Raw genomic sequence first — 23,907 nt, 5'->3', positions numbered from 1 at the left:
GGCGCGCTTGTGTGACCGAATGGTAGCGACAAGAAAAGTCACGCGGGTAGCGCCCGGAGTTTCCGTCAGTCCTAAGACCCACGATGCACGCCGATCAGCGTCTCCAGCGGAATCCGCGCAGTGGCCCGCTCGATCTGTGCCGATATCCCCTTAAGGACGGGAAGGTGCCTGGTCATCGTGGAGGCATGCGACGTGGGCAGCACCAAACCGATAGAGGCCCCGATCCGGCCCGTGTGGAAGACCGGGACGGCGATGGAGCATGAGCCCAGCCGCACCTCCTCCAGCGTGGTGGCGTAGCCCTGCTCCCGGATCTGGACAAGCTCTTCGGCGAACCGTCGGGGGTCAATGTGGGTGTGGGCAGTGGTCCGTTCCAGGTCACGGTTCAGGTATGCGTCGCGGACCCAGTCGTCCTCGAACGCGAGGATGACCTTCCCGACGGCCGTGGCATGAATTGGAAGGCGGCCTCCTACGCGGGAGGCGCGGGGTACGCGTTTGGAACCGTAGACCCGGTCAATGTAAAGGACTTCATGTCCTGCGCGGATAGCCAGATGCGCGGTCTCGCCGGTCAGGGAGAAGAGGTCCTGGACGTAGGGGCGGGCGGCATCGCGAAGCTGCCGTCCGGTGTTCTGGGCAAGTTCCCACAACCGGATGCCCAGCTGGTAGCGGCCGTTGGGCTCGCGAGAAAGGAAATCCCAGTCCGTCAGTTCATTGACCAGCCGGTGCGTCGTACTTAGCGGCAATTCGGACTTTGACGCGATATCGCTCAGGCTCAGGGCGCCGCGCGAGTTCTCAAAGGCTTCCAGGATGGCCAAAACCTTCGACGTCACGGTGCGCCCAGGTTCTCGGCTGCCGCCGGCCATGCTGACCTCCCCATTCCTGATGCGCCCGTCGGCGATCGGATTAGAGTCTAGACGCGCGGCAGGTCCGTGCCCGGACTGGCGTTGAAAAGGCGCTGCCGTTGCGGCCAGAGGGTGACCGATTCGAGCGCGGAAAGCGCCCGCGCCATAGCTTTCGCTTCGGCGGTGAACAGGTAGCCGTGGACACGTTGGCTGCACAACCGCAGCGCCTGCCCGCGGTCCAATCCGAACCAGTCCATTACAGTGTCGATGCCGTGTGGGCTGAGCCGCCAGGTTTTATCCGCGTCCTTGACGATTGCGTCCTCGATGGAAAGTGCCTCACGCCGGGAGTCGTGTCCGTCTATGATGTTCAAAATGGCCGGGATCTTCGCCTCGGTGTAGCCGCACTCCTTGAGGATTTCGGAAGCGAGCCGGGCGCCCTCCTTCTCATGCAGCAAGACCAGGTCCGGCCTGCCGCCGCCCGGCGCGATCGCCAGCAGGACGTCCGACGGCGGCACTTGGGACCAGCCGATATCATGCAGCATGATCGCGGGAAGAACAATGGCGGCATCCGCCTCTTCGTGCGCGTCCAGCATTGCCCGGGCCAGTCCGAAGGCGTAAAGCGTGTGGGCATCGTTATCCCGCACACGAAGCAAAGGAGCTGCGAGTTCCCACACAGCCGCGAATTCCATCTCCATCGCGACCACACCGGCCGGTTGCGCATCAATGCCGGCTGAGACATCCTGCCCATATTGGTTCGCTGCTGCCTGCAACTTCGTCATGCTGCAACCTTGCTCCTTCACCCACGCCGTGGCAATAAGAGCTTCCCGCTGAGTGGAAACCCTATGAATGACTAGCCGTCCAGACGCCTAAGCCGCGGGGGAGGAGGTTCGGGTGTCGGCGCCCGACAATTCCAGGCTGATAGTGAACCTTTCGTCAACCTGCCTCGGCCGGGCAAACCCGGGCTTGCCGATCACGCGGCCCGGAACTGGTGGCGACTCTGATCCGTCCATGGCTGGGGTCAATTCAGCTTATTCACGGCTGGAAGTAGGAGCCGTTGGGGTAGCTCTCTGGCAGCAGTAGTGGTGGATAACCTATGAGAATTATCCCGGGCTGTGGGCGGGCGGACCGAACTTCTCGTTCAAACGTGGATCAATTCCGGTTGCTCGGGGGACCAGCCAGGGAACCGTGTGTCAGCTTTGGGTGTGCTTCAACTGAACTTTGTGGTTCAGTAAAGTTTCGGGGTCGGCTGTACCGCCGACCCTAGATGCTGCTGCTCAGGCCACCGAACAGATGCCCGGGCTATCGTCCCATTGCGCGTAGCAATCGCCGAGAAACGCACCTAAGGGAGTGGGGCCGAAGCATTCCGAGGGAGCGCCCACGATGTCATGGCGAATGCGCTTGAATATCGTGTCGAGAGGATCTACGCATGCAGTACTCGACGCTGACACCGGCAAGACGGGCGACTTCCTACATTCGCAGTCCCGGCGACGTCCGCCGAAAGGCTTCTCGGCGCCGGCTTGCTCTTGGGTAATGCGGGCGCGGCGTGAGGACCGAAAATGCAGTACCTCTGCTTGGTTATTGTTAGGACAACCCTAAGGGAACTCCTGGGCCGGGTGCGAGGCCCAGGGGCTGTGCCGGGATTGTCAGCGACATGCCGGATTGGAGCCGCGCCGTGTTCTGTACGTCCTCAGGAGATTTAGTTCGTAGACCCATTATACGCGCGCACACCTAGTATGTGTACCAGAAGTTGGCTTTATCTAGCCCTTGACTTCCCCAGTTCAGCCGCCCTAAGGTTTGGTTTGTACACATGAGAAACAGTCGCGGCTTAGCCTTCCAGACGGTCAAAATGTGCATGCGACATTGATTTCTGATGATTCGAACGCGAGGTCAACGATGACAAGCACGACGACTCGTTTCGTAGGGAATCAACCGAACCAAGGGCCAGCGTCTTAAGGCTCTTCGGCCTTACACGAACCTGAGCGCAGACCCGCGGCTCACCCAGTCCGAAGCCCTTAATTTGGAAATGCAAGACCATATGGACCCAGCCACAAGCGCCCACGGCATTAATGCCGGCGGGGACCTGCTCCCGCGACCGATGACGATCAGGAGACACTAGTGAAGGTACTCAAGCTCATTTCCATCGCGGTGTTGGCGGCAAGCACGCTCACGGCGTGCGGCGGCGGTGCCCCTGCTGACAGTACGGGGGGACTGACCGACGTTTCCGTGGCGGCCATCCCCATCGCTGATACGGCCGCACTTCACCTCGGGGTAGCGGAAGGCTTCTTCGAAGATGAAGGCCTCAACGTCACCATCGAGAGCGTCACCGGCGGGGCTGTTTCTGTCCCGGGTGTCGTCAGCGGCACGTACGATTTCGCTTTCTCTAACATCATCAGCATGTTCGCGGCCCAAGGGCAGGGACTGGACCTGAAATTCGTTACCAATGGCGCCACCAGCACGGGAAAGCCGGGTGCAGACATTGCAGCGATCGTTGTGATGGAAGATTCCCCTCTGACTTCCGCCGATCAACTCGATGGGCTGAAGGTCTCGTCCAACCTGCTGTCGAATATCGGGGACACGACCATTCGTCACGCAGTCGATGCTGCCGGAGGGGACGGGGCGTCGCTCGATTTCGTCGAGGTCCCAGTCCAGGAAGCGATGGTCGCATTGCAAAACAAGCAGATAGACGCTGCGCTCGTCGTGGAGCCGTTCCTCACCAAGGCCCTGCAGTCCGGCGGCCGGGCACTCGACTGGAACTACGTCGCCGTGCATCCTGAGATGGATGTTTCCGGCTATTTCACCAGCGGGGACACTGTTAAAAACAAGCCGGAACTTGTGGACAAATTTGCCCGCGCAATGGCGAAGTCGCTCGAATTTTCCCAGGAGAACCCTGACAAGGTCCGCAAAATCATTCCGACTTACACGCAGATAGATGCTGCGCTTGCCTCCGAGATCGTCCTGCCTCGATTCAAGGCGGACTTTAGCCGTGAGTCCGCTGAAATTCTCGGGCAGGCTGCGCTCAAGTACGGCACCCTGAAGGCCCTTCCGGATCTGGACAAGCTGCTTCCATGATGGCCTTAACAACTCAGCTGCGATCAACTGCCCGCCCGAACCGAACCATTTCGACCAGGATCGTTGGGCGCGATCCAAAGGGCATCACGTTCGGCCTTGGTGTAATCGGTTTGCTCATATTCGCAGCGGCGTGGGAGCTGGCACCTAGGCTCAGACTGGTGAACGCGCAGTACCTTCCCCCCTTCTCGGGTGTGTTGGTAGATCTCGTGCAGAGCTTCGGGCTTCGAAAATATTGGATCGCCGTCGGCGACACCATGATGGCCTGGGGCATCGGCCTACTGCTCGCGGTCTTATTGGGCGCGACTGCCGGGCTGGTTATCGGCGCAGCACCGTTCCTCCGCAGGGTGACGCACACCACGATCGAGTTTCTTCGTCCCATCCCATCGGTGGCACTTATCCCCTTGGCAGTCCTTTTGTTCGGCGTCAAAATCGAATCGTCGCTTCTCCTCATTGTCTACGCATGCTTCTGGCAGGTACTCATCCAAGTGCTCTATGGGGTAACTGACGTCGACAATGTCGCAATGAGCACGGCAAAGTCGTACGGTCTATCCCGGTGGCAGCAGATGCGCAGCGTGGTATTCCCAACGGTTCTTCCCTACCTTTTGACCGGAATCCGCCTCGCCGCCTCGGTCGCACTTATCCTGGCGATCACCGCAGAACTTGTCATCAACGCTCCAGGGCTCGGGCGCGAGATCGCACTGGCTCAGACAGGTGCCGCAATCACCCACATGTATGCCCTCATCCTCACCACCGGGCTGCTGGGTGTCGGGATTAATACGGTAATGCGGCTCGTCGAGGCCCGACTTCTATCGTGGCACCCATCTATTAGGGGAGAGATCGCGTCATGAACTTCGTCAAGAGTGTTGGGGCCGCTGTGGCGCTGCCTGTAGTCCTGGTGCTTCTTTGGTGGGTCGGCACCTCCGGCACACCCAATTTCTTCGTGCCGGCGCCCCAAGTGCTTATCGAGAAGTTCATCGACGTCTGGTTGGCAGAACGGATCGTCACCGATGTGCTCCCCTCATTGAGCCGCCTGGCAGTCGGGTTGGTTTCGGCGATTGTCATGGGCATGGTGCTTGGGCTGGTGGTCGGCCTAAACAAAAGCCTCCGGGCGCTGACCGAGCCTGTCTTCGAGTTTTTCCGCGCTTTACCGCCCCCCGTATTGGAACCGGTTCTTATGCTGCTTATCGGCATCAACGACGGTATGAAGATCGCAGTCATCCTCTCTGGCTGCATCTGGCCGGTGGTGCTCAACACCATCGAGGGTGTTCGCTCGATCGACCCGGTGCAGAACGAGACAACCCGCTCCTATGGGATAACCGGGCTCGGCCGCATTCGTTATCAGATCCTGCCCGCAGCGGTACCCGCGATCATGGCAGGTGTTCGCCAGTGCATTTCGATAGGCCTCATTCTGATGGTGATCTCCGAAATGTTCGCCTCATCATCCGGGCTCGGGTTCACCATCGTGCAATTCCAGCGCTCGTTCGCAGTACCCGAAATGTGGTCGGGAATCTTCATTCTCGGACTCATCGGCGTTGCAATATCTTTCATTTTTCAGCGGGTTCAGCGCAAACTCCTGCGCTGGTACTACGGACTTAAAGAGGTCGAAAATGCAGTCTGAAATGCTAAATGCCGGGGTTGATACCCAAGGCGATATCGCCGCAGTCCCCGGGGAAACGGATACTGCCTCGACGGGCCGGGTGCTTTCGGACGGCAAAGCATTGCTGAGCGTCCGCGGGTTGAACAAGGTCTACAAGACCGATGCTGGCGACGTCGAAGCCGTCCGCGACCTGACTTTCGACCTGGGACGGGGCGAACTCGTTTGCCTCGTGGGGCCCTCGGGTTCGGGTAAAACAACTCTCCTCAAATGCATCGCCGGACTATTGGCAAGCACGAAGGGGGAAGTTCTGCTTGACGGCTCCACGGTCACCGGGCCACCCAAGAAGATGGCTGTGGTTTTCCAGGAGTACGGTCGATCCCTGTTCCCGTGGTTGCGCGTCGATGCCAACGTCGAGCTTCCGCTGAAGAACGCGAAGGTTCCCAAGAAGGAGCGGCAGCGCCTGGTCGCCGAGGCATTGGAAGCTGTGGGCCTTGCACATGTGCCGAAATCCTACCCTTGGCAGCTCTCCGGCGGGATGCAGCAGCGCGTGGCAATTGCCAGGGCGATCGCGTACCAGCCGGAAGTGCTCCTCATGGATGAGCCCTTCGCTGCCGTGGACGCTCAAACGCGGGCGGACCTCGAGGATCTTATTCGGAATATCTGGAAACGGTTGGGTGTCACCATTTTGTTCGTTACGCACGATATTGATGAGTCGGTGTATCTGGGCGAGCGTGTGATTATCCTTTCGTCTTCGCCAACCGTGGTGCAGGAGGACCTGCTAATCGACCTTCCCGCGAACCGTGACCAGCTTGAGACCAGAGCCATCCCTCGCTTCACGGAGTTGCGGCACCACGTTTATGAGCAGATCCAGAAGGCGAAAAGCGGCCACCGCCCTGTGAACGCATCGGCTGCTACATCCGGCCGGACCTAGGAGACCGTGATGACCATTAGACCTGGACAAGCAACGGACAGCGTCATTGCGTCAGCAGCTGCCGGAATGCCCGCGAGCTTCCGCTTTGAGCCTCGGGCGGCGGTGCGGGATGTCACCCTGCGTGATGGCCTCCAGCTCACGGGCAAGTTGCTGGGGGTACCCGAGAAGGTATCACTGATTCGCAACCTGCTGGCGCTAGGTATTCCCGACCTTGAGATCGGGTCAATGGCCCGCCCCGAGCTGGTCCCGCCTCTCGCCAACACCCTTGGCGTACTCGAAGCGCTGACTGCCGAGGAGCGGGAGCGATGTTGGGTTTGGGTTGCCACGCCGGGCCACGTCGCGAAAGCAGCGGCCGCGGGGGCAACCCGATTCCAATACTGCCTCTCGGCCTCGGAGTCCCACAACCAGGCGAATATTGCGCGTTCGGTAGACGCAAGCCTTGATCTTCTTCCTGCCGCGATCGACGCTGCACGGGAGGTGAAGGGCGGCGTGCAACTGGCGATCGCAACTTCTTTCACGTGCCCGTTCGAGGGGCCGGTCCCTGATGATCGTGTGGTGGCGATCGCCCGGGACGCGCGCGCTGCAGATGTTACGGACGTCGTCATCTGCGACACTCTCGGCCAGGCTGTTCCCACTCAGGTAGCGGGCCTCATCTCACTTGTGGTTCAGGAACTGTCCGTCAGCAGGGTTGCCTTCCATGGACACGACACGTGGGGGCTGGGAGTGGCCAACTCGCTCGCTGCCATCGAGGCGGGGGCGTCGTTCGTTGACGGAACTCTGGGCGGGCTCGGTGGATGTCCCTTCGCCCCCGGAGCGAGCGGCAACACCTCAATCGAGGATCTGCTCTTCGCTCTTCGGCCCGAGTGGTTGTCTCCCGAGCGCTTTCACCGGCTGGTCGGCCTCTCGGAGTCCCTGCTCGGCGAACTTCAGGAGCCAAACCGTTCCAAAGCCGTTCAGGGTGCGCGGTCGACGTCGAACCCGTTTCCCTGGGCCGGCGCCCGCGCCGGTGGCTAACACTGCGTGGATGCCGATCGGATTTCTTCTCCGGCGTGCACAGCGGGTGCATTCTGCGCTGTGGAATGAACTGTTTGGCAGCGAGCTGACTGGCGCACAGTATTCGGCCCTTGTCGCCATGTCCCGCTGGCCTGATTCAGACCAGCGGAGCATTGGCGACATCACGGGCCACGACAAAGCGACGATGGCGGGAATCGTGGAACGGCTTGAGAGGCGGGGTTTAGTCGAGCGGAAGCCGGACCCGGCGGACCTGCGCCGGTACATGCTTGACCTCACGGCACTTGGCTGCGCGTTGATGGCTGGTTTTGCCGGAAAAGCCACAGAGGTGCACCGGGCTCTTCTCGACTTGCTTCGAGACGGCACCGGGCCGGAGTTCGTCGATCTGCTCTTCGCAGTGGCATATGCCGGGCGGCAACCCGCAGCGCCCAAGGTTGTTGATCCTGGCTTTCCGGTCATGAGCATGACAACTGCCGCTGGTCACCTGCTGCGGCGGGCGCACCAAAACCATGTCGCCGAATGGAATGAGGTCTTTGCTGGCCAGAATACGATTCTGCGCAGTTCTCGGTGCTTGCGGTCAGCTGCGCCCTCAAGGTGCCTGACCAGCAAACCGTCTCTGAACTGGCCGGGCTAGATGCGTCATCGGCTGGTGCTGTCGTCTCCCGGATGGAGATCGATGGCTGGCTCGTCAGGAAGGCGGATCAGCAGGACCGGCGTCGCAAGATCATTGTCATCACTCCAGCCGCGCGCGTGGCCGCGCGGTGGGCCTCGCTCGGAGGAGATCAGGTCGAGGGCCGGCTGTTGAACGCGCTGGATGACCCACAACGAAGGCGGTTGGCGCACCTGTCACGTCATCTCATTAATGCACACGAAGCCGGCGCAGGGCCCTAGGCGGAAATTGACATCGTGCAAGGGGCCCCTTGTTGTCCGGCTGGGCGCAATCGACTCGCTTGGTGAGGACAAACGGGCAATACAGGAGTTCCCGGCTACTGGCCGGGACGAGCGAAAGGCAGATACATGAGTACACAGGCACACCCGAGGACGCTGGCCCAGAAGGTCTGGGATTCGCGTCTCGTGCGGCGTGGAACCGGGGAGGGCTCCGGACGTGAGCCGGACCTCGTCTATATAGATCTCCACCTCATCCACGAAGTGACGTCGCCCCAAGCCTTCGACGGGTTGCGGCTTTCGGGCCGAACGGTCCGACGGCCCGACCTGACCATCGCCACGGAGGATCACAACACACCCACCGTCGAAATAGACAAACCCATCGCTGACTTGACCAGCCGCCTGCAGATCGAGGCCTTGCGTAACAACTGTGCGGAGTTCAACATTCCGCTTCATTCCCTGGGGGACCTGGACCAGGGGATTGTTCATGTAGTGGGCCCGCAGCTTGGGCTGACCCAGCCCGGGATCACTGTTGTCTGCGGGGACTCCCATACTGCTACCCATGGAGCCTTCGGGGCCCTGGCGTTCGGCATCGGCTCCTCGGAGGTCGAGCACGTGCTTGCAACCCAGACCCTCTCGCTCAAGCCGTTCAAAACCATGGCCATCATCGTCGAAGGAACGCTGAAGCCCGGAGTGTCGGCGAAGGACATTATCTTGGCGGTGATCGCCAAGATCGGTACTGGTGGTGGCCAAGGCTACGTTTTTGAATACCGCGGCCCCGCCATTGAGGCGCTGTCGATGGATGCCCGCATGACGATTTGCAACATGTCAATCGAGGCCGGTGCCCGTGCGGGCCTGATCGCACCGGATGAGACCACCTTCGAGTACCTCAAGGGCCGGCCAAACGCTCCGTCTGGGGCGGACTGGGGTGAGGCGGTAGAGGACTGGAAGACACTGCGAACTGATGACGGCGCCATTTTCGACGCCGAGGTACACATTGACGTCGACGCCCTGGAACCGTTCGTGACCTGGGGAACCAACCCTTCCCAAGGCGTTCCGCTCTCGGGGACGGTGCCGTCCCCTTCCGACTTCGAGGATGAGAGCGCTCGTCAGGCCTGCGGCCGTGCGCTTGAATACATGGGACTCAATCCGGGCACCCCGCTCAAAGAAGTGCGCGTAGACACCGTATTCCTGGGGTCGTGCACCAACGGGCGAATTGAGGACCTTCGCGCCGCCGCCGCGGTTGTTGAAGGACGCAGCATCCACACGGACGTGCGCATGATTGTGGTGCCAGGGTCCATGCGCGTGCGCCTTGAGGCGGAGAAGGAGGGGCTGGACAAGGTGTTCTTGAATTTCGGCGCGGAATGGCGCTTCGCTGGCTGTTCGATGTGTCTGGGAATGAACCCCGACAAGCTCGTTCCCGGCGAACGCTGTGCGTCCACCTCAAACCGCAACTTCGAGGGCAGGCAGGGCGTAGGTGGCCGCACTCACCTGGTTTCGCCGGTCGTTGCTGCCGCGACGGCTGTGCGAGGCACGCTCAGTTCAGCTTCAGACCTGCCGGCGCTCGTCACCGCTGGTGCCGTACCTTCCCCCACTCACGTGTAAGGATCACCATGGAAAAATTCACCACCCACACTGGCATCGGCGTGCCGTTGCGCCGCAGCAACGTTGACACGGATCAAATCATCCCGGGTGAGTTCTGCAAGCGCATCACCCGCACCGGATTTGAGGATGCCCTCTTCGCAGCCTGGCGGACCCAGGAGTCTTTTATCCTTAACCACGAACCGTACTCAGCTGGCTCGGTTCTCATCGCCGGCGCCGATTTCGGCACAGGCTCCTCACGCGAACATGCAGTCTGGGCCCTGAAAGACTACGGCTTCCGGGCAGTGGTCTCCTCGCGGTTCGCGGATATCTTCCGTGGCAACGCCGGCAATCAGGGCCTGGTCACCGCCCGAATATCCCAGGACGACGTCGAGCGCATCTGGGAGTCACTTGAGGCGCAACCCGGCCGTGCGGTCACTGTTGATCTCGAGCAGCGCCTCGTGCTTTGTGGGGACGTTCGGGCGGTGTTCGATATCGACGAGTATGTGCGTTGGCGGCTCCTCAATGGGCTCGACGACATTGATCTGACCCTGCGGCACGAACCCGATATCCGTGCTTTTGAGTCACGCCGACCCAGTCGCCTGCCCACAACCCTCGCGCGCTGACGGGTAGCCCGCGGAGGTTTCGATTCGGAGGAGTTTGGCCCATTCGTCGTGTCTGGCGGGTGGGCCGGGACGGAAGCTGCAGAAACCCTGGCCGACGCGTTCGGCCGCACACAGCGCTCCGTCCCATCCCGGCACACGCCCCCGTGGACGTCATTCCCATCAACAACGCCGCCACCGCCGGGCCTACCCTCATGCCAACGAGGACATGGTGCGGGTCGCCAACCGGCCGCACGACACCGGTTGGGAGCCTCATGGCACCGAGTTCGCTGCCCTGCGTTCGAATAGACGGGGACACCCAAGCGCTCGAGCCGCATGGCCGGTGCTTCGCGTCGCAGGAACAAAGTGGCCGATCCTCCGCTTAACACGACAATCCAGCTGCCCGAACCTAAAGACCGCACCATCCCTAGGTATCATTCGTACACATTAGGTACCGGCATGCAGAGTTAGGAAATGGTCGCAGAGTCGCCTCATCAACCCGATAGTTGTGCGGGAAGTCGCTACTTGACGTATGACGTGGCTCACGTTTATCTTTAGTTCGCATACATTCTATATTTCAAAACGAATTAGTAGAACGAAATTGGATGAGGAGGACAAACATGGCAACAAAGAGGTACGTCTCCGATGACACGGATGTTGACGCACTGTATGCCGCCGCCGCGGAAATGGATCTTCAGCCTCTGTGGGAAATGAAGGGGATCCTGACTCCGCAACCAGTAGCTAAAGCGATTCCCTACCGGTGGAGGCTGGCGGATCTGAAGCCCCTGGGTCACCGCGCTCAGGACCTGATCCCAATTGACAGGGGCGGGGACAGGCGGGTTTTTGCATTCGCGAACCCGGGGCTAAAGGGCGCCCCGTATATTTCGAACACGCTATGGGCGGCGGCTCAGTTCCTGGGGCCCGGGGAGCTCGCGCCGGCCCACCGCCACAGTCCGGCGGCGTTACGGTTCGTCCTTGAGGGGGACGGCGTATGGACTTTGGTCAACGGGGACCCGATCCATATGAGCCGGGGAGATGTAATCCTGACTCCATCGTGGAACTTTCACGAACACCATAATCCCGGTAACGAATCCATGGTGTGGCTGGACGTGCTGGACCTTCCCGTTGTCGAGTTCCTCGAAGCCATATTTTTCGAGGAAGGACCCTCGGAGTTGGTGGACCGAAGGACTGATCCACGTTCGGCTTCTGAACGGCAGTTTGGGCAAGGTGCCGGGATCGTACCGTCGGGTACAAAAGGACCGGTCACAACTGGCCGGCATTCTCCCCTCCTGGTCTTCAGATGGGCGGACGCAGATTCTGCCCTGGCTGCACTTCTGGAAACGGGGGGCGGTGGTGATGCGCAAATACGCTATCAGGACCCGGTTAGCGGCAACGATGTGATGCCCACGCTGCGCTGCGAGATGCGCAGGGTAGTGCAGGGGACTGTTACCGGCACGGACCGGCAGACGGGATCGCGCGTGTGTGCTGTCCTGAGCGGCACCGGACAGGTGCAGGTGGATGATGCGGTCTTTGAACTACAGCCAGGCGATGTATTCGTCGTGCCGTCCTGGAAAAGCCAGCAAATCACAGCGGACACAACATTGGACATCTTTACTACCAGCGACGCCCCTGTCCTTGAGGCTTTGAAGATCTATCGGGAAGAGGCGAACTAGCGTGACAGCGACACATTTCGACATGCTGATTATCGGGGGCGGGATCGGTGGGCTTTCCACGGCCCTCGCAATGGGCCGTGCGGGACGCACAGTGCATCTCGTGGAGCAGGCAGAGGTCTTTTCCGAAATTGGTGCAGGTCTCCAGTTGGGCCCGAACGCTACCCGCTCAATGGACCGGCTAGGAATACTGAAGGAAGTCCTCGAAGTTTCCGTTCGACCCCGGTCCGGCATCGTTATGGATGCTGTCTCCGGTGAGAAGCTCACTGCCATCGACTTCGGTGATGCCTTCATTACCCGTTACGGGTATCCCTACGTGGTCGCTCACCGTCACGACCTGCTTGAGATTCTCGTGGCGGCGTGCCGGGCGATACCTTCCGTGACTCTTGAAAACAATAGGCACGTGGTTCACGTCGAAGATTCTGAAGGCGTTGCCCGGGCGACGTTTGACAACGGAGACAGCTACACGGCGGACGTCCTCGTTGGCGCCGATGGCATTCGGTCACGCGTGCGGCATTTGCACGACGACAGCGACCCGCTCTTCACCGGGCAAGTGGCGTACCGCGGCACTCTCCCCGTCGACCAAATATCTTTGGATATCGAAATGGACGACATCATCCTGTGGATGGGCCCCGGGATGCACCTCATCCAATACCCAGTTCGACGCGGGGCACTCTATAACCAGGTGGCTGTTTTTGAAAGCCACTGGCACGCCCAGGGTCGTGAGGACTGGGGGAGCCTTGAGGAACTTGCCGAGATATTCGCTCCTGCTTGCAAGAACGTGCAGGATTCCCTTGCTTTGATCAGTGACAACCGGAGATGGCCAATCTTTGACCGCGATCCGCTGGGATCGTGGAGCACCCCGCACACTGTGTTGCTCGGGGACGGGGCACATGCAATGCGTCAATATCTTGGCCAGGGAGCATGCCAGGCAATGGAAGATGCGCTGGTGCTGACAAATGCCCTTGACTCCAACGACGACATCGCCCTCGCTTTCAAAAGATATGAGTCAGCGCGGATCGAACGTACAACACGCTGCCAACTCGCGGCTCGGCCTTGGGGCGACCTCTGGCACACCGACGAACCCACCACCGTTGCGCTACGGAACAGAGTCTTCCGCCTGCGAGCCGAAGACGACTATTCCGAATTCGACTGGCTCTTTGAGGATCATGTGGGTGATTAGCCGCCAAGGGTCCTCCGCACCACAAAAGCATTTCGAGACGAAGGAAGAGGAACATGAAGTTCGCCTCATACGAACATAAAGGCCGCGCGATTGCGGCCGCTGTAACCGGCACAGATGCCGTCCGCGATCTGACGCCGCTGATTGGCGAGGTCCCTTCGGGCATCAGCCCGATGCGGAAGCTCGTCGATCTCCTGGGCCGGAATGCCCTGGAGTTTTCAGCCATCGAAACCCTGCCCCTGGTGCCGATGAATGAACTCACGATTTCGCCGCTGGTTCCGGACCCCGGAAAGATCGTTGCCGCACCCGTGAATTATCGGGACCATCAGGAAGAAATGAAACAACTGGGGGATGTTTCCGCCCTGGGGTTTTTCCTCAAAGCACCATCTTCCGTGTTGGCCGACGGCGGCACTGTCCAGATTCCCTACGTGAACCGCCGATTCGACCAGGAAGGCGAACTCGCGTTTGTAGTAGGCAGGCTGGCCCGCAATATCTCCGTGGCTGATGCTCTGGACTATGTGGCTGGATTCACCTGCCTCCTGGACATCACCATGCGTGGAGGAGAAGACCGGTCCACCCGGAAGTCTTTCGATACGTTCACCCCTGTGGGCCCCTTCCTCGTCACGCCCGACGAAGTGGGCGAGCTGTCCGGATTGACGCTGCAGACGCGGGTCAACGGCGAACTGCGCCAGGACACGGACATCAAAGATCTGATCTGGGGTGTACCTGAGTTTCTTAGCTACGTGTCTTCAGTCATGACGCTGCACCCCGGGGACATTGTAACGACGGGTACACCCGCGGGAATCGGGCAGATCAACGAGGGCGACATTATCGAGGTGGAAATCGGCAGCGTTGGAGCGCTCAGGGTTGCTGTAAGCAACGAACACGCCGTGTACTGCCCCACATCCGGCGCACGCAGTGGCCCTCAGCCGCCGCAAGAAATAACTCCCGTACGCCAACGAAGTGGCTCGGTTTCGGGATAACGACGATGTTGGCCCACAGGGACCTGACGGACATGCCAATCGATTCCGGGGAAAATCTGGAAACGGCGGCCGCTTTAACGCCAAGGCCAATGAAGCCGACGTCGAACCCTGTGGGAGTTGCTGTCAAGAGGAGCGACGAAGCTCGCAAAGACTAAACGGAAAGAGGAATCATGACAGTGGCCCCCATTGCACCCCTGGACGGCGTCCGCGTACTGGAACTCGGAAATTACATCGCCGCGCCGTCGGCCGGCAGGTTGCTCGCAGACTTCGGTGCAGAAATCATCAAAGTGGAGCGCCCTGAAACCGGGGATGAGCTTCGTAACTGGCGGCTGCACAAAGGTGACACGTCCATGCTGTACCGCACCATCAACCGGAACAAGAAGTCGGTGGTGCTGGATCTTCGTACCAAAGCCGGGAGACAGGCGGTGCTCGCGATCGCCGCGAAATCGGATATTCTCCTGGAAAACTTCCGACCGGGGACGCTTGAAAAGTGGGGCTTGGGTCCGGATGTACTCAACGAAGCCAACCCGGAACTCATCATTACCCGCATTTCCGCATTCGGTCAGACGGGCCCGCTGTCAGAACGCCCAGGCTTTGCCGCTGTGGCCGAAGCCTACGGAGGGTTCCGCAGCCTGGTGGGAGACCCAGACCGGCCGCCCGTCCGCGTTGGGATTTCGATCGGCGACTCGATCGCGGGACTGTACGCGGCCTTCGGAGCCATGATGAGCCTTTACCAGCGCGAAGCAGGACGCCGGAATAGCTCTCAGCCCATCCCGCTCCGCGAGCGAATCATCGACGTCGCACTCCACGAGGCGATGTTCTCGATGATGGAATCGCTGATCCCCGACTACCAGGCGTATGGCGTGGAAAGGCAGCGCACGGGAGGCCGAATGGACGGTATAGCACCTTCCAACGCCTACTTTTGCAAAGACGGCTCGAGCATTGTCGTGGCCGGTAATGGGGACTCGATTTTCCAACGGCTAATGGAAACTATCGGGCGTCCCGACCTCGCGGCCGACCCCGCATTGCAATCCAACGCCGGGCGCTGGATCCGCCGCGGCGAGCTGGACGATGCAATCGGTGCCTGGTCAGAACGGCAAGACCCTACCGAGGCCCTCGCGGCACTCGATAGCGCAGGGGTTCCGGCCGGTCCTATCTATACGGCGGCGGACATAAGCACCGATAGCCAATATGCAGCCCGGAACATGATCCAAAAATTCGAAGTTTCAACCGGTGAGGAAATCCTTACCGGGGTGGGATTCCCGGGCATCGTGCCGGTGATCGGGGAGCAGTCTCTGGCCATCCGCAACCTGGGGCCGGACCTGGGTGAAAACACAATGGAAATTCTCGGCGGGCTTCTGAACATGACCCCCGCAGAGATCCAAGCGGCCTCGGGACCGAATACGGGCGGGCCTTACCTCGACCGTACTGCTGTTCCTGGTGCCCTCAACGCATGAATCGGGAACATCCGTTTCCGCCAGAGCAACCCAGTTGGCCAGACCACGATCCTTCAAAGAAGAAAATCCGCTCCGCCCAATAACTACTTGTAGAAAATAGGAGTCAAAGTGAAGATCGATAGGAAATTCAAGCTCGCAGGCGTTGCTGCCGTCGTTGCCATCGCGGTATCCGCCTGCGGGTCCAGTGCTGGTACAGGCGTTGTCCAGAACAATGCGGCAGTTGAGACGACAAAGGGCCTCGTTATCGACGGGGAGCAGATCGCAGCCCAGGACGTTTATGACAAGGCGAAGGGCCAGACGCTGAACCTTTATACGGGGTATCCGGAGGCGAATGAAAAGACTTTCATCGAGGCCTTCACGAAGGACACGGGAATCCAGGTAAACATGGTCCGGCTTCAGCCGAACCGGCTTTCTGAGCGTGTCCTCTCCGAGCAGGGGGCCGGAGTGCTGAGCGCCGACGTTGTGCGTATTTCCGACTACCGGCTTGCCGATGGTTTCAGCAAGGCTGGTGTCTGGCGGTCCTACACGGTTCCGGGTTCCGAAAAATTCAAGGAGGTTGTCATCAACTCCGGTGACTTCACCCGAACCCACAATGCCGTATATACGTTTGGATACAACTCCCAGCTGGTGACAAAAGAAGACGCACCAAAGAGTTGGGCAGACCTCGTCGACCCCAAATGGTCTGGCAAGATCGGCGTCGTCCAGGGCAACTCCGGGGGCGGCGTAGCTGCACTGAACCGCTTTATGGAAAGCGAGCTGGGCGAGGATTTCATGAGCAAATATGCTGCGTTGAAACCCAAGATCTACGAAGGCTCGGGCCCGCAGCAGACCGCACTGGCCCGCGGTGAAGTTGCTGTCGGAACCGTCGGTTCGGCCAACGTCAACATAGCCGTCAAAACAGAGAACGCACCGCTGAGCTTTGTCGTCCCCGAAGAAGGGCTCATCACCTTCGACTATTACCTTGGCACCACCGCTAAGGGTGCCAACCCGGAAGCCGCGGATGTCTTCATGAACTACAACATGTCCAAGCGCGGCCAGCAGATCTTCGCTGACCTGGGCGACTACGCGGTCAACCCGGAAATCGCGCCGCCAACGGCTACCGGCGTCAAAATGCCCACTTTGGACTCGGGCAAGGTCTGGCGCATGTCCGTCGAAGATGCCAAATACGGCGACGCCGATGCCGCCAAATGGAAAACGGTCTTCGCGTACTGAGCCGAGGGACAGTTTCATACGAGCAAACGAGAAGGAATGGGAGAACCAGATGCGACGTGGAATATTGAAGGCCAGCGATACCAGTCTCAAGGGCGCCGCCGATGAGTTGTTGGCTGCATCCCGCACGCTGGTGCCGGTGGCACCTTTGCGGGACCGGCTGGAGGAAATGAGCGTCCAGGACGCCTACGAGGTTCAGACTTTCCAGCTGGAGCATTACGTTGCGGCGGGACGGGTTCTGGCCGGCCGCAAGGTGGGGTTGACGTCCTTGGCCATGCAACGCCAGTTGGGCGTGGATTCCCCGGACTTTGGCTTCTTCTTCGAGGACATGGTCCACCAAGATGAGGCCAGGATCCCGGCTTCCCAGTTCATTCAGCCCAAGGTGGAACCGGAACTCGGTTTCGTGCTGAAGGAGACCCTGCAGGGACCGGGTGTCACGCTGGAGCAGGCTGCGGCCGCCATCGACGCCGTCTACCCTGCCATCGAAATCATTGACTCCCGGATCAGGGACTGGGACATCAAACTCGTGGACACGATTGCTGACAACGCCTCCTGCGGTGCCATCGCCGTCAGTGCACACCCGCTGGCGCTGGATCCCTCCGATTCCGCGGCCCTCCTTGATGTCAGCTGCTCGCTGGTGATCGACGGGCAAGTGACTGGCACCGGGACCGGCGCCGATGTTATGGGGAACCCGCTTGCACCGCTGGTCTGGCTGGCGAACGTCCTGGGTGAACAGGGTGTGGCACTGGAAGCCGGCCAGCTGATCCTGCCGGGCTCGTTCACGGTGGCCATGCCCGTCCTGGCAAGCAGCACCGCGACGGCTGACTTCGGCGCGTTGGGCTCACTTACTATTCATTTCACGGAATAAGGACACCCATCATGGCCAAGAAGACGGCAGCCATCGTCGGCTCGGGTAATATCGGCACCGACCTGATGTTCAAAATTATGCGCCGCAGCACGAACGTTGAAGTCAAGTACATGATCGGCGTGGACCCTGGCTCCGACGGACTGGCCCGCGCCGCCCGGCTGGGCATCACCACCTCCGCCGAGGGAGTGGACTGGCTCCTGGCCCAGGACGAACTGCCGGACTTTGTGTTCGAGTGCACCTCCGCGAAGGCTCACGAAGCCAACGCCCCCAAGTACAAGGCCGCGGGCATCCACGCGATCGACCTGACACCGGCCGCCGTCGGACCCTACCTGTGCCCGGTGGTGAATCTTGACGCCCTCGAAAACGTCCTGAACGTGAACATGATTACCTGCGCCGGGCAGGCCACCACCCCGATTGTCGCCGCGATCTCCTCGGTGGTGCCCGTGGACTACGTCGAGATCGTCGCCTCGATCGCGTCCAAGTCCGCGGGCCCGGGCACCCGGGCCAACGTGGACGAGTTCACCGAGACCACGGCCAAGGCCCTGGAAGAGGTCGGCGGGGCCCGGCGTGGCAAGGCCATCATCATCATCAACCCGGTGGAACCGCCTATGATCATGCGCAATACGATCTACGCCGCGATCCCGGCCGAAGCCGCCGAACCCGGCCAGCTCCAGGACCGGATCGTCGCCAACATCAACCAGGCTGTCGCCGGCATCCAGGACTACGTCCCCGGCTACGCGCTGCGAGTAGAGCCGCAGTTCGACACAGCCCGTGAGGACTGGAACGGCAACGGCCGGGTGGGTGTCTGGGTCCAGGTCAAGGGTGCGGCGGACTACCTGCCCGAATACGCGGGCAACCTGGACATCATCACCGCCGCGGCCACCCGGACAGCTGACTTGCTGGCCGAACGCATGGACGCCGCCATCTCTTCAACGCCCGTAGGAGCATAACCATGACCCCCGCCTCCGATTCCACAGCACAGAATCTGAGCGTCCGGCTGACGGACACCACTCTGCGCGACGGCTCGCACGCCATGAGCCACAAATTCACCGAAGCCCACGTCCGTTCCGTTGTCCGGGTCCTGGACAACGCGAAGATTGAGGTGATCGAGGTGACCCACGGCGATGGCCTCGGTGGGTCCTCCTTCAACTACGGCTTCTCCCTCACCCCGGAACTGGACCTGGTCCGCGCCGCCGTTGACGAAGCGAAGAACGCCAAGATCGCTGTTCTCCTTCTGCCCGGCCTAGGCACCATCCACGACCTGGACCAAGCCCGCGACGCCGGAGCGTCCGTGGCCCGCATCGCAACGCACTGCACTGAGGCCGACGTCTCCATCCAGCACTTCGGCCACGCGCGCAAGCTCGGCATGGAAACCGTCGGATTCCTGATGCTCTCGCACCGGACCAGCCCGGAGAACCTGGCCAAGCAGGCGCGGATCATGGCCGACGCCGGCTGCCAATGCGTCTATGTCGTTGACTCCGCGGGCGCCCTGATCCTCGAGGACGTCTCCGACCGCGTCGCCGCCCTCGTGAGCGAACTCGGCACCGACGCGCAGGTAGGGTTCCACGGGCACCAGAACCTTAGCTTCGGCGTCGCGAACTCCGTCTACGCCGCCCGGGCAGGGGCAAAACAGATCGACGGCACGCTTCTGGCCCTCGGCGCCGGGGCTGGGAACTCACCCACCGAGGTCCTCGCCGCAGCCTTCGAACGCCTCAACATCCACACCGGCGTGGACGTCCACGGCGTGATGGCCGCAGCGGAAGATGTGGTCAAACCGATCATCACTCGCATGCCCGTCATGGATCGGGCCTCCATCATGCAGGGCTACGCCGGGGTCTACTCTTCGTTCCTCATCCACGCAGAACGCGCCGCGGAACGCTACGCCGTTCCTGCTTGGCAGATCCTCGAAGAAATCGGCAAAGCTGGCTACGTCGGCGGACAGGAAGACATGATCGTCGACGTCGCAGTCCAACTCGCCTCCCAAGCGCGCTGAGCCGAGAAATCGACCCGCCCAGCGTAAACACCGCCACCGGGATCGGCACCGATGAGCGGCCCCTGGAACCACCGTCCAGGAGCCGCTCATCCATGCGCTATTGACAGCCAATTCCACATATCAGATTCTGCCGCGCTATTCCGGGTCCGAACGGCGAATCAGGTGCTGTAGCAACTCCACAAGGCGGGCCTTCTCTTGAGGGGTCAGGGCGCTGAGGAGTTCGAGCTGCACCCGCTCAACGCCGGGTGAGGCCCAGAGCGTGGCCATCCTCGCAGGTTGTGTCAGAGCTATTTTGAGTCGTCGCCGGTCTGTCGGGTCAGTCTGACGCCGCAACCAGCCGTCTTTCTCCATTCTGCCCACGACGTCTGCCGCCGATGACGCGTCCAGTCCGGCCAGCTCCGCTATCTGCAGCTGATCTGCAGAGTCCGCCGCTGCAACAGCAGACAGCACGGCATACTGCGGGCTCGTGATCTCGCCCTGGAACTCTTCATTCCATAAGGAAACGTGAATCTGCAAAGCGCGGCGCAGCAGGTAACCGAGAGCCGTTGAGGGTTCAACCACGGCGAAAGCCTTGGGCACACTTACCGCACCGAAGGACGGCTCGCTAACGGACGTGACCTTCCTCAGGAGCGATATGGTTTCCGATTCCGTCCCGGCCGGCAGCCTGGCGGCGAGGGCATCGTGGACAGATTCGGCCCTGGCAGCGAAGTCATCCATGCGCTTCTCAGCATCGGGACTGAGCAATAGCAATAGGCGACGGCGATCATCTTCCGCCCGTTTACGGAAAATCAACCCTCGGGCTTCCAGGCGCTTGATCACCCCTGCCATGGTCGCCTTATCGAGCCCCGCCATCTCGCCGACCGTTTGCTGATCTGACTCCGGCCACATGGCAATGGCCACCAACGTGGCGTACTGAGGGCCGGTCACTTCCGTGCCGAATACCCTGTTCCACAGGGCGGTATGAACGCGCTGCGCGCGCCGGATCAAGTGTCCTGGTGCGTCCCACGTACCTACGACGGGGAGAGGTTCCTGTTTCCGTGCCTCCCGGGTCCGACCTGCCGAGGAGTAAACCGACGGGGCCGAATCTCTCTGGGTATCTCCAATCGCCTTCACCTCATCACACTACCTTTCGCTGACTTCAGGGGTCCGGAAGACAGAGTTCCACAGGGTGATAGAGGCCACCCATCGACGCTTTCCGCCTCATATATTTCCAATGAGACGCATCAACAAGAGCAAAGAACGATGGGAGCAGGGCCGTGAAAATTGTCGTTTTGATGAAGCAGGTGCCGGACACGGAGGACGAGCGGCTTCTTGATCTCGGGACCGGAATTCTAGACCGGCAGGCCAATGACAACGTCGCCGACGAGATTACGGAACGTGCGCTGGAGGTCGCTTTGTCCTTTAGGGACGCCAACAAAGGCACCCAGGTGGTTGTGCTGAGCGTGGGACCCGCTACTGCGCAGCAGGCGCTGCGTAAGGGTCTGCAGATGGGGGCCGACTCGGCAGTCCACGTGGTCGACGCCAGACTGGCGGGCGCGGATGCAGTACAGACAGCCCACGCGTTGGCAGCAGCGGTGAAGCAAGAGGGCTTCGATTTGATCGTGGCCGGAAATGAATCGACGGACGGGCGCGGCGGTGTCATCCCTGCGATGGTTTCGGAGATTCTCGGAGTGCCGCTGCTGGGTTCCCTTAACGAGGTGGACATCTCAGCAGGCTCGGTCAGTGGAGAGCGCCGTGAAGAATCAGGGACCGCTACTGTATTCGCCACTCTTCCGGCAATCATCTCCGTCACCGAACGTTCGGCAGATGCGAGGTTCCCGAACTTCAAGGGAATCATGACGGCAAAGCGCAAACCCTTGCAGGAGCTCAATCTGGAGGCCTTGAACGCAAGCCCGGAGTCACTGCGAACCCGTTCCAGGGTACTCACCGCGGTAAAGCGTCCGGCACGCAAGGCCGGGGTAAAGATCATCGACGAGGGAGACGCCGGAGTGAAGCTCGCGGAATTCCTGGCCGCCGGCCACAACATCTAGGAGAACGACATGACCGCAATATTGACTTTCATTGAAACCTCCGTCTCGGGCGATATCCAGAAGTCCGCCGCAGGCCTGCTCGGTGCGGCTTCAAAGCTGGGCACCCCCGTGGCGGTGGTTGCCGTCAAGCCCGGCACCGGCGGCGATCTGGTGGCCAAACTCGGAGACCTTGGCGCCGTTCAGGTCTTCGTCGCGGAGTCCGACGCCGTTGGCCAGCGGATCGCTGATCCTCAGACGGCAGCCCTCGAAGCCGCCGCCGAGCATTTCAAGCCCGAAGCTATCCTCATTTCCCACACAGTAGATGGGCGCGAGATCGCCGGCAGGCTCGCCATCCGAACTGGGAGTGGGCTATGCCTGGACGTCATTGACGTTTCCAGGAGTGGGGACGGCATCTCGGCAAAGCACTCGGTTTTCGGCGGCGCGTACGTTGTGGAATCCACAGTCGACGGAAACCCGTCCATTATTTCGGTACGCCACGGCGCTATCGAAGACCGCGCCGAACCGGTGGCAGCGGAAGCGGTCACCGAACCGGTGACCGTCAAAGACGGCGCGGCCGCCTTGATAAAGGCAACAGCCACGGCTGCTGTAGCGGCTGGCCGTCCGGAGCTTCGGGACGCGGCCAGAGTTGTGGCCGGGGGACGCGGCCTCTCGTCAAAGGAAAACTTCTCCCTGGTCGAGGAGCTGGCCGACATCATGGGCGCCGCTGTTGGGGCCTCCCGCGCCGCTGTCGATGCAGGTTATGTACCGCAGAACTACCAGGTGGGCCAGACCGGCGTTACCGTTTCGCCGCAGGTCTACATCGCACTGGGCATTTCCGGGGCGATTCAGCACCGTGCCGGCATGCAAACGGCGGGCACCATCGTCGCCATCAACAAGGACGAGGACGCGCCCATCTTCGACGTTGCGGACTTCGGAGTGGTGGGCGATGTTTTCGACGTCGTGCCGCAGCTGATCGCAGCCCTCAAGGCACGCTCCAACTAGGCATCGTGCCCTGGGCCGGCGTGCACCCCTCAACAAGAAAGCCAATTTTATGTCCGTGAGTACTGACAGTCCCAAGAAATCCCGCCAGGACCCGCGGGTGAAATGGGCCCTTATCGCGGCGGGTGCCGTCCTGGCCTTGTTCCTTGTGGTGATGCTGGCCAAGTGGCTGCGTGCCCTTCCGGATGTCCAGGAGTGGCTCGCCGCCTACCCCGGCCACTACGAGCTGCCGGAAAATGCGCCCGTGGGCCTGCCTGCCTGGCTGGGCTGGCAGCATTTCCTCAATGCCCTGATGCTGATCCTGATCATCCGGTCAGGATGGCTGGTGCGAACTACGGCCCGGCCTAAGGCGTTCTGGACGCGGAACCAAGGCTTCATCAAGACGCGGAACAAACCCCAGAAGATCAGCCTTGAACTCTGGTTCCATTTGTTCTTGGACGTGCTGTGGCTGTTGAACGGAGCCATCTTTGTGGTTCTTCTCTTCAGCACAGGGCAGTGGATGCGGATTGTGCCGACCAGCTGGGATGTGCTCCCGAACGCTGTGTCTGCGGCACTGCAGTATGCGTCGCTTGACTGGCCCCACGAAAACGGCTGGGTGAACTACAACAGCTTGCAGCAGTTGGCGTATTTCGTCACGGTCTTTATCGCAGCGCCCGCCGCCATGATCACCGGACTGCGGATGTCGCCAGCCTGGCCCAAGGGTGTTGCCCGCCTGGACCGTGCCTTTCCCGTAGAGCTTGCCCGCGCTGTTCACTTCCCGGTGATGCTCTACTTTGTCCTGTTTATCATTTCCCACGTCACGCTGGTATTTGCCACGGGCGCACTTCGGAACCTGAACCACATGTACGGCGCCACGGACGATGACGGGTGGGTTGGCTTCTGGTTCTTCGCCGCGTCCCTCCTGGCCATGATCGGATGCTGGCTGCTTGCCCGGCCCCTCTTCCTGCGGCCCATTGCGTCCCTGATGGGACGCGTCAGCAAATAAGACCTGAATTCCACCACGTGATATAGCCGCTGTGCAGCC

23 protein-coding genes are annotated in these 23,907 nt (G+C 60.9%); 20 read left to right on the top strand and 3 right to left on the bottom strand.

The window, feature by feature from the left end; translation table 11 throughout:
- Positions 1-71: 71 nt before the first annotated feature.
- On the bottom strand, positions 72-860 hold the full coding sequence (locus tag AC5RV1_RS02030) for an IclR family transcriptional regulator (protein ID WP_493993320.1): 789 nt from the start codon (positions 858-860) through the stop codon (positions 72-74).
- 47 nt (positions 861-907) lie between these two features.
- The gene (locus AC5RV1_RS02025) at positions 908-1,618 is read right to left on the bottom strand and encodes an HD domain-containing protein (RefSeq protein WP_493993319.1); all 711 of its coding nucleotides are present in this window, start codon (positions 1,616-1,618) and stop codon (positions 908-910) included.
- 1,336 nt (positions 1,619-2,954) lie between these two features.
- Between AC5RV1_RS02025 and AC5RV1_RS02020 the strand changes: the two genes are divergently transcribed.
- The 17 genes from AC5RV1_RS02020 (at position 2,955) to dmpG (ending at position 19,875) form a co-directional block, all read left to right on the top strand.
- Positions 2,955-3,908 (top strand): ABC transporter substrate-binding protein, encoded by a 954-nt coding sequence (locus tag AC5RV1_RS02020; protein ID WP_493993318.1) that lies wholly within the window; start codon positions 2,955-2,957, stop codon positions 3,906-3,908.
- 158 nt (positions 3,909-4,066) lie between these two features.
- Entirely contained in the window at positions 4,067-4,756 is a 690-nt protein-coding gene (locus AC5RV1_RS02015; protein ID WP_493993317.1) for an ABC transporter permease, read from the top strand.
- Positions 4,753-5,526 (top strand): ABC transporter permease, encoded by a 774-nt coding sequence (locus AC5RV1_RS02010; RefSeq protein ID WP_493993316.1) that lies wholly within the window; start codon positions 4,753-4,755, stop codon positions 5,524-5,526. The genes AC5RV1_RS02015 and AC5RV1_RS02010 overlap by 4 nt, the downstream gene beginning before the upstream one ends.
- Positions 5,516-6,436 (top strand): ABC transporter ATP-binding protein, encoded by a 921-nt coding sequence (locus AC5RV1_RS02005; RefSeq protein ID WP_493993315.1) that lies wholly within the window; start codon positions 5,516-5,518, stop codon positions 6,434-6,436. The genes AC5RV1_RS02010 and AC5RV1_RS02005 overlap by 11 nt, the downstream gene beginning before the upstream one ends.
- A 66-nt stretch (positions 6,437-6,502) precedes the next feature.
- Positions 6,503-7,450: a hydroxymethylglutaryl-CoA lyase-like TIM-barrel protein gene (locus tag AC5RV1_RS02000; protein WP_493993470.1), complete on the top strand. Its 948-nt coding sequence runs from the start codon at positions 6,503-6,505 to the stop codon at positions 7,448-7,450.
- A gap of 10 nt (positions 7,451-7,460) precedes the next feature.
- Complete coding sequence (locus AC5RV1_RS01995; RefSeq protein ID WP_493993314.1) at positions 7,461-8,081, top strand: MarR family winged helix-turn-helix transcriptional regulator; 621 nt, start codon at positions 7,461-7,463, stop codon at positions 8,079-8,081.
- Between the two features lie 32 nt (positions 8,082-8,113).
- Positions 8,114-8,338: a hypothetical protein gene (locus AC5RV1_RS01990; RefSeq protein ID WP_493993313.1), complete on the top strand. Its 225-nt coding sequence runs from the start codon at positions 8,114-8,116 to the stop codon at positions 8,336-8,338.
- Positions 8,339-8,464: 126 nt separating this feature from the next.
- A complete protein-coding gene (gene leuC, locus AC5RV1_RS01985; RefSeq protein ID WP_493993312.1) occupies positions 8,465-9,937 on the top strand; it encodes a 3-isopropylmalate dehydratase large subunit in 1,473 nt (490 codons plus the stop codon).
- An 8-nt stretch (positions 9,938-9,945) separates the two neighbouring features.
- The gene (gene leuD / locus AC5RV1_RS01980) at positions 9,946-10,539 is read left to right on the top strand and encodes a 3-isopropylmalate dehydratase small subunit (protein ID WP_493993311.1); all 594 of its coding nucleotides are present in this window, start codon (positions 9,946-9,948) and stop codon (positions 10,537-10,539) included.
- Between the two features lie 596 nt (positions 10,540-11,135).
- Entirely contained in the window at positions 11,136-12,188 is a 1,053-nt protein-coding gene (locus AC5RV1_RS01975; protein ID WP_493993310.1) for a cupin domain-containing protein, read from the top strand.
- Position 12,189: 1 nt separating this feature from the next.
- The gene (locus AC5RV1_RS01970) at positions 12,190-13,368 is read left to right on the top strand and encodes an FAD-dependent monooxygenase (protein ID WP_493993309.1); all 1,179 of its coding nucleotides are present in this window, start codon (positions 12,190-12,192) and stop codon (positions 13,366-13,368) included.
- 53 nt (positions 13,369-13,421) lie between these two features.
- Positions 13,422-14,348, top strand: coding sequence for a fumarylacetoacetate hydrolase family protein (locus AC5RV1_RS01965; protein ID WP_493993308.1), 927 nt, complete (start codon positions 13,422-13,424; stop codon positions 14,346-14,348).
- A gap of 170 nt (positions 14,349-14,518) precedes the next feature.
- Entirely contained in the window at positions 14,519-15,805 is a 1,287-nt protein-coding gene (locus tag AC5RV1_RS01960; RefSeq protein ID WP_493993307.1) for a CaiB/BaiF CoA transferase family protein, read from the top strand.
- Positions 15,806-15,913: 108 nt separating this feature from the next.
- Positions 15,914-17,017, top strand: coding sequence for an ABC transporter substrate-binding protein (locus AC5RV1_RS01955; RefSeq protein ID WP_493993306.1), 1,104 nt, complete (start codon positions 15,914-15,916; stop codon positions 17,015-17,017).
- Between the two features lie 49 nt (positions 17,018-17,066).
- A complete protein-coding gene (locus tag AC5RV1_RS01950; RefSeq protein WP_493993305.1) occupies positions 17,067-17,882 on the top strand; it encodes a 2-keto-4-pentenoate hydratase in 816 nt (271 codons plus the stop codon).
- Positions 17,883-17,893: 11 nt separating this feature from the next.
- Positions 17,894-18,832, top strand: coding sequence for an acetaldehyde dehydrogenase (acetylating) (locus AC5RV1_RS01945; protein ID WP_493993304.1), 939 nt, complete (start codon positions 17,894-17,896; stop codon positions 18,830-18,832).
- Positions 18,833-18,834: 2 nt separating this feature from the next.
- Positions 18,835-19,875, top strand: a complete 1,041-nt coding sequence (gene dmpG / locus AC5RV1_RS01940) for a 4-hydroxy-2-oxovalerate aldolase (RefSeq protein ID WP_493993303.1) — start codon at positions 18,835-18,837, stop codon at positions 19,873-19,875.
- 135 nt (positions 19,876-20,010) lie between these two features.
- Here the strand turns inward: dmpG and AC5RV1_RS01935 are convergent, their stop codons facing one another.
- Positions 20,011-20,862, bottom strand: a complete 852-nt coding sequence (locus AC5RV1_RS01935; RefSeq protein WP_493993302.1) for a MarR family winged helix-turn-helix transcriptional regulator — start codon at positions 20,860-20,862, stop codon at positions 20,011-20,013.
- A gap of 269 nt (positions 20,863-21,131) precedes the next feature.
- Between AC5RV1_RS01935 and AC5RV1_RS01930 the strand changes: the two genes are divergently transcribed.
- The 3 genes from AC5RV1_RS01930 (at position 21,132) to AC5RV1_RS01920 (ending at position 23,868) form a co-directional block, all read left to right on the top strand.
- Positions 21,132-21,905, top strand: a complete 774-nt coding sequence (locus AC5RV1_RS01930; RefSeq protein ID WP_493993301.1) for an electron transfer flavoprotein subunit beta/FixA family protein — start codon at positions 21,132-21,134, stop codon at positions 21,903-21,905.
- 9 nt (positions 21,906-21,914) lie between these two features.
- Positions 21,915-22,886 (top strand): electron transfer flavoprotein subunit alpha/FixB family protein, encoded by a 972-nt coding sequence (locus AC5RV1_RS01925; RefSeq protein ID WP_493993300.1) that lies wholly within the window; start codon positions 21,915-21,917, stop codon positions 22,884-22,886.
- Positions 22,887-22,983: 97 nt separating this feature from the next.
- A complete protein-coding gene (locus AC5RV1_RS01920) occupies positions 22,984-23,868 on the top strand; it encodes a cytochrome b/b6 domain-containing protein (RefSeq protein ID WP_493993469.1) in 885 nt (294 codons plus the stop codon).
- Positions 23,869-23,907 lie beyond the last annotated feature (39 nt).

It is taken from the genome of Arthrobacter sp. Hb9-2, assembly GCF_059091165.1.
Note: the sequence above shows the minus strand (reverse complement) of the source record. Positions and strands in the feature narration are given on the sequence as shown.

Excerpts from the sequence above, each read along its gene's own strand:
- AC5RV1_RS02030 (WP_493993320.1), bottom strand. The coding sequence starts at position 860 with ATGGCCGGCGGCAGCCGAGAACCTGGGCGCACCGTGACGTCGAAGGTT.
- AC5RV1_RS02025 (WP_493993319.1), bottom strand. The coding sequence starts at position 1,618 with ATGACGAAGTTGCAGGCAGCAGCGAACCAATATGGGCAGGATGTCTCA.
- AC5RV1_RS02010 (WP_493993316.1), top strand. The coding sequence starts at position 4,753 with ATGAACTTCGTCAAGAGTGTTGGGGCCGCTGTGGCGCTGCCTGTAGTC.
- AC5RV1_RS02005 (WP_493993315.1), top strand. The coding sequence starts at position 5,516 with ATGCAGTCTGAAATGCTAAATGCCGGGGTTGATACCCAAGGCGATATC.
- AC5RV1_RS02000 (WP_493993470.1), top strand. The coding sequence starts at position 6,503 with ATGCCCGCGAGCTTCCGCTTTGAGCCTCGGGCGGCGGTGCGGGATGTC.
- AC5RV1_RS01995 (WP_493993314.1), top strand. The coding sequence starts at position 7,461 with ATGCCGATCGGATTTCTTCTCCGGCGTGCACAGCGGGTGCATTCTGCG.
- AC5RV1_RS01990 (WP_493993313.1), top strand. The coding sequence starts at position 8,114 with ATGGAGATCGATGGCTGGCTCGTCAGGAAGGCGGATCAGCAGGACCGG.
- leuC (WP_493993312.1), top strand. The coding sequence starts at position 8,465 with ATGAGTACACAGGCACACCCGAGGACGCTGGCCCAGAAGGTCTGGGAT.
- leuD (WP_493993311.1), top strand. The coding sequence starts at position 9,946 with ATGGAAAAATTCACCACCCACACTGGCATCGGCGTGCCGTTGCGCCGC.
- AC5RV1_RS01975 (WP_493993310.1), top strand. The coding sequence starts at position 11,136 with ATGGCAACAAAGAGGTACGTCTCCGATGACACGGATGTTGACGCACTG.
- AC5RV1_RS01965 (WP_493993308.1), top strand. The coding sequence starts at position 13,422 with ATGAAGTTCGCCTCATACGAACATAAAGGCCGCGCGATTGCGGCCGCT.
- AC5RV1_RS01960 (WP_493993307.1), top strand. The coding sequence starts at position 14,519 with ATGACAGTGGCCCCCATTGCACCCCTGGACGGCGTCCGCGTACTGGAA.
- AC5RV1_RS01950 (WP_493993305.1), top strand. The coding sequence starts at position 17,067 with ATGCGACGTGGAATATTGAAGGCCAGCGATACCAGTCTCAAGGGCGCC.
- AC5RV1_RS01945 (WP_493993304.1), top strand. The coding sequence starts at position 17,894 with ATGGCCAAGAAGACGGCAGCCATCGTCGGCTCGGGTAATATCGGCACC.
- dmpG (WP_493993303.1), top strand. The coding sequence starts at position 18,835 with ATGACCCCCGCCTCCGATTCCACAGCACAGAATCTGAGCGTCCGGCTG.
- AC5RV1_RS01925 (WP_493993300.1), top strand. The coding sequence starts at position 21,915 with ATGACCGCAATATTGACTTTCATTGAAACCTCCGTCTCGGGCGATATC.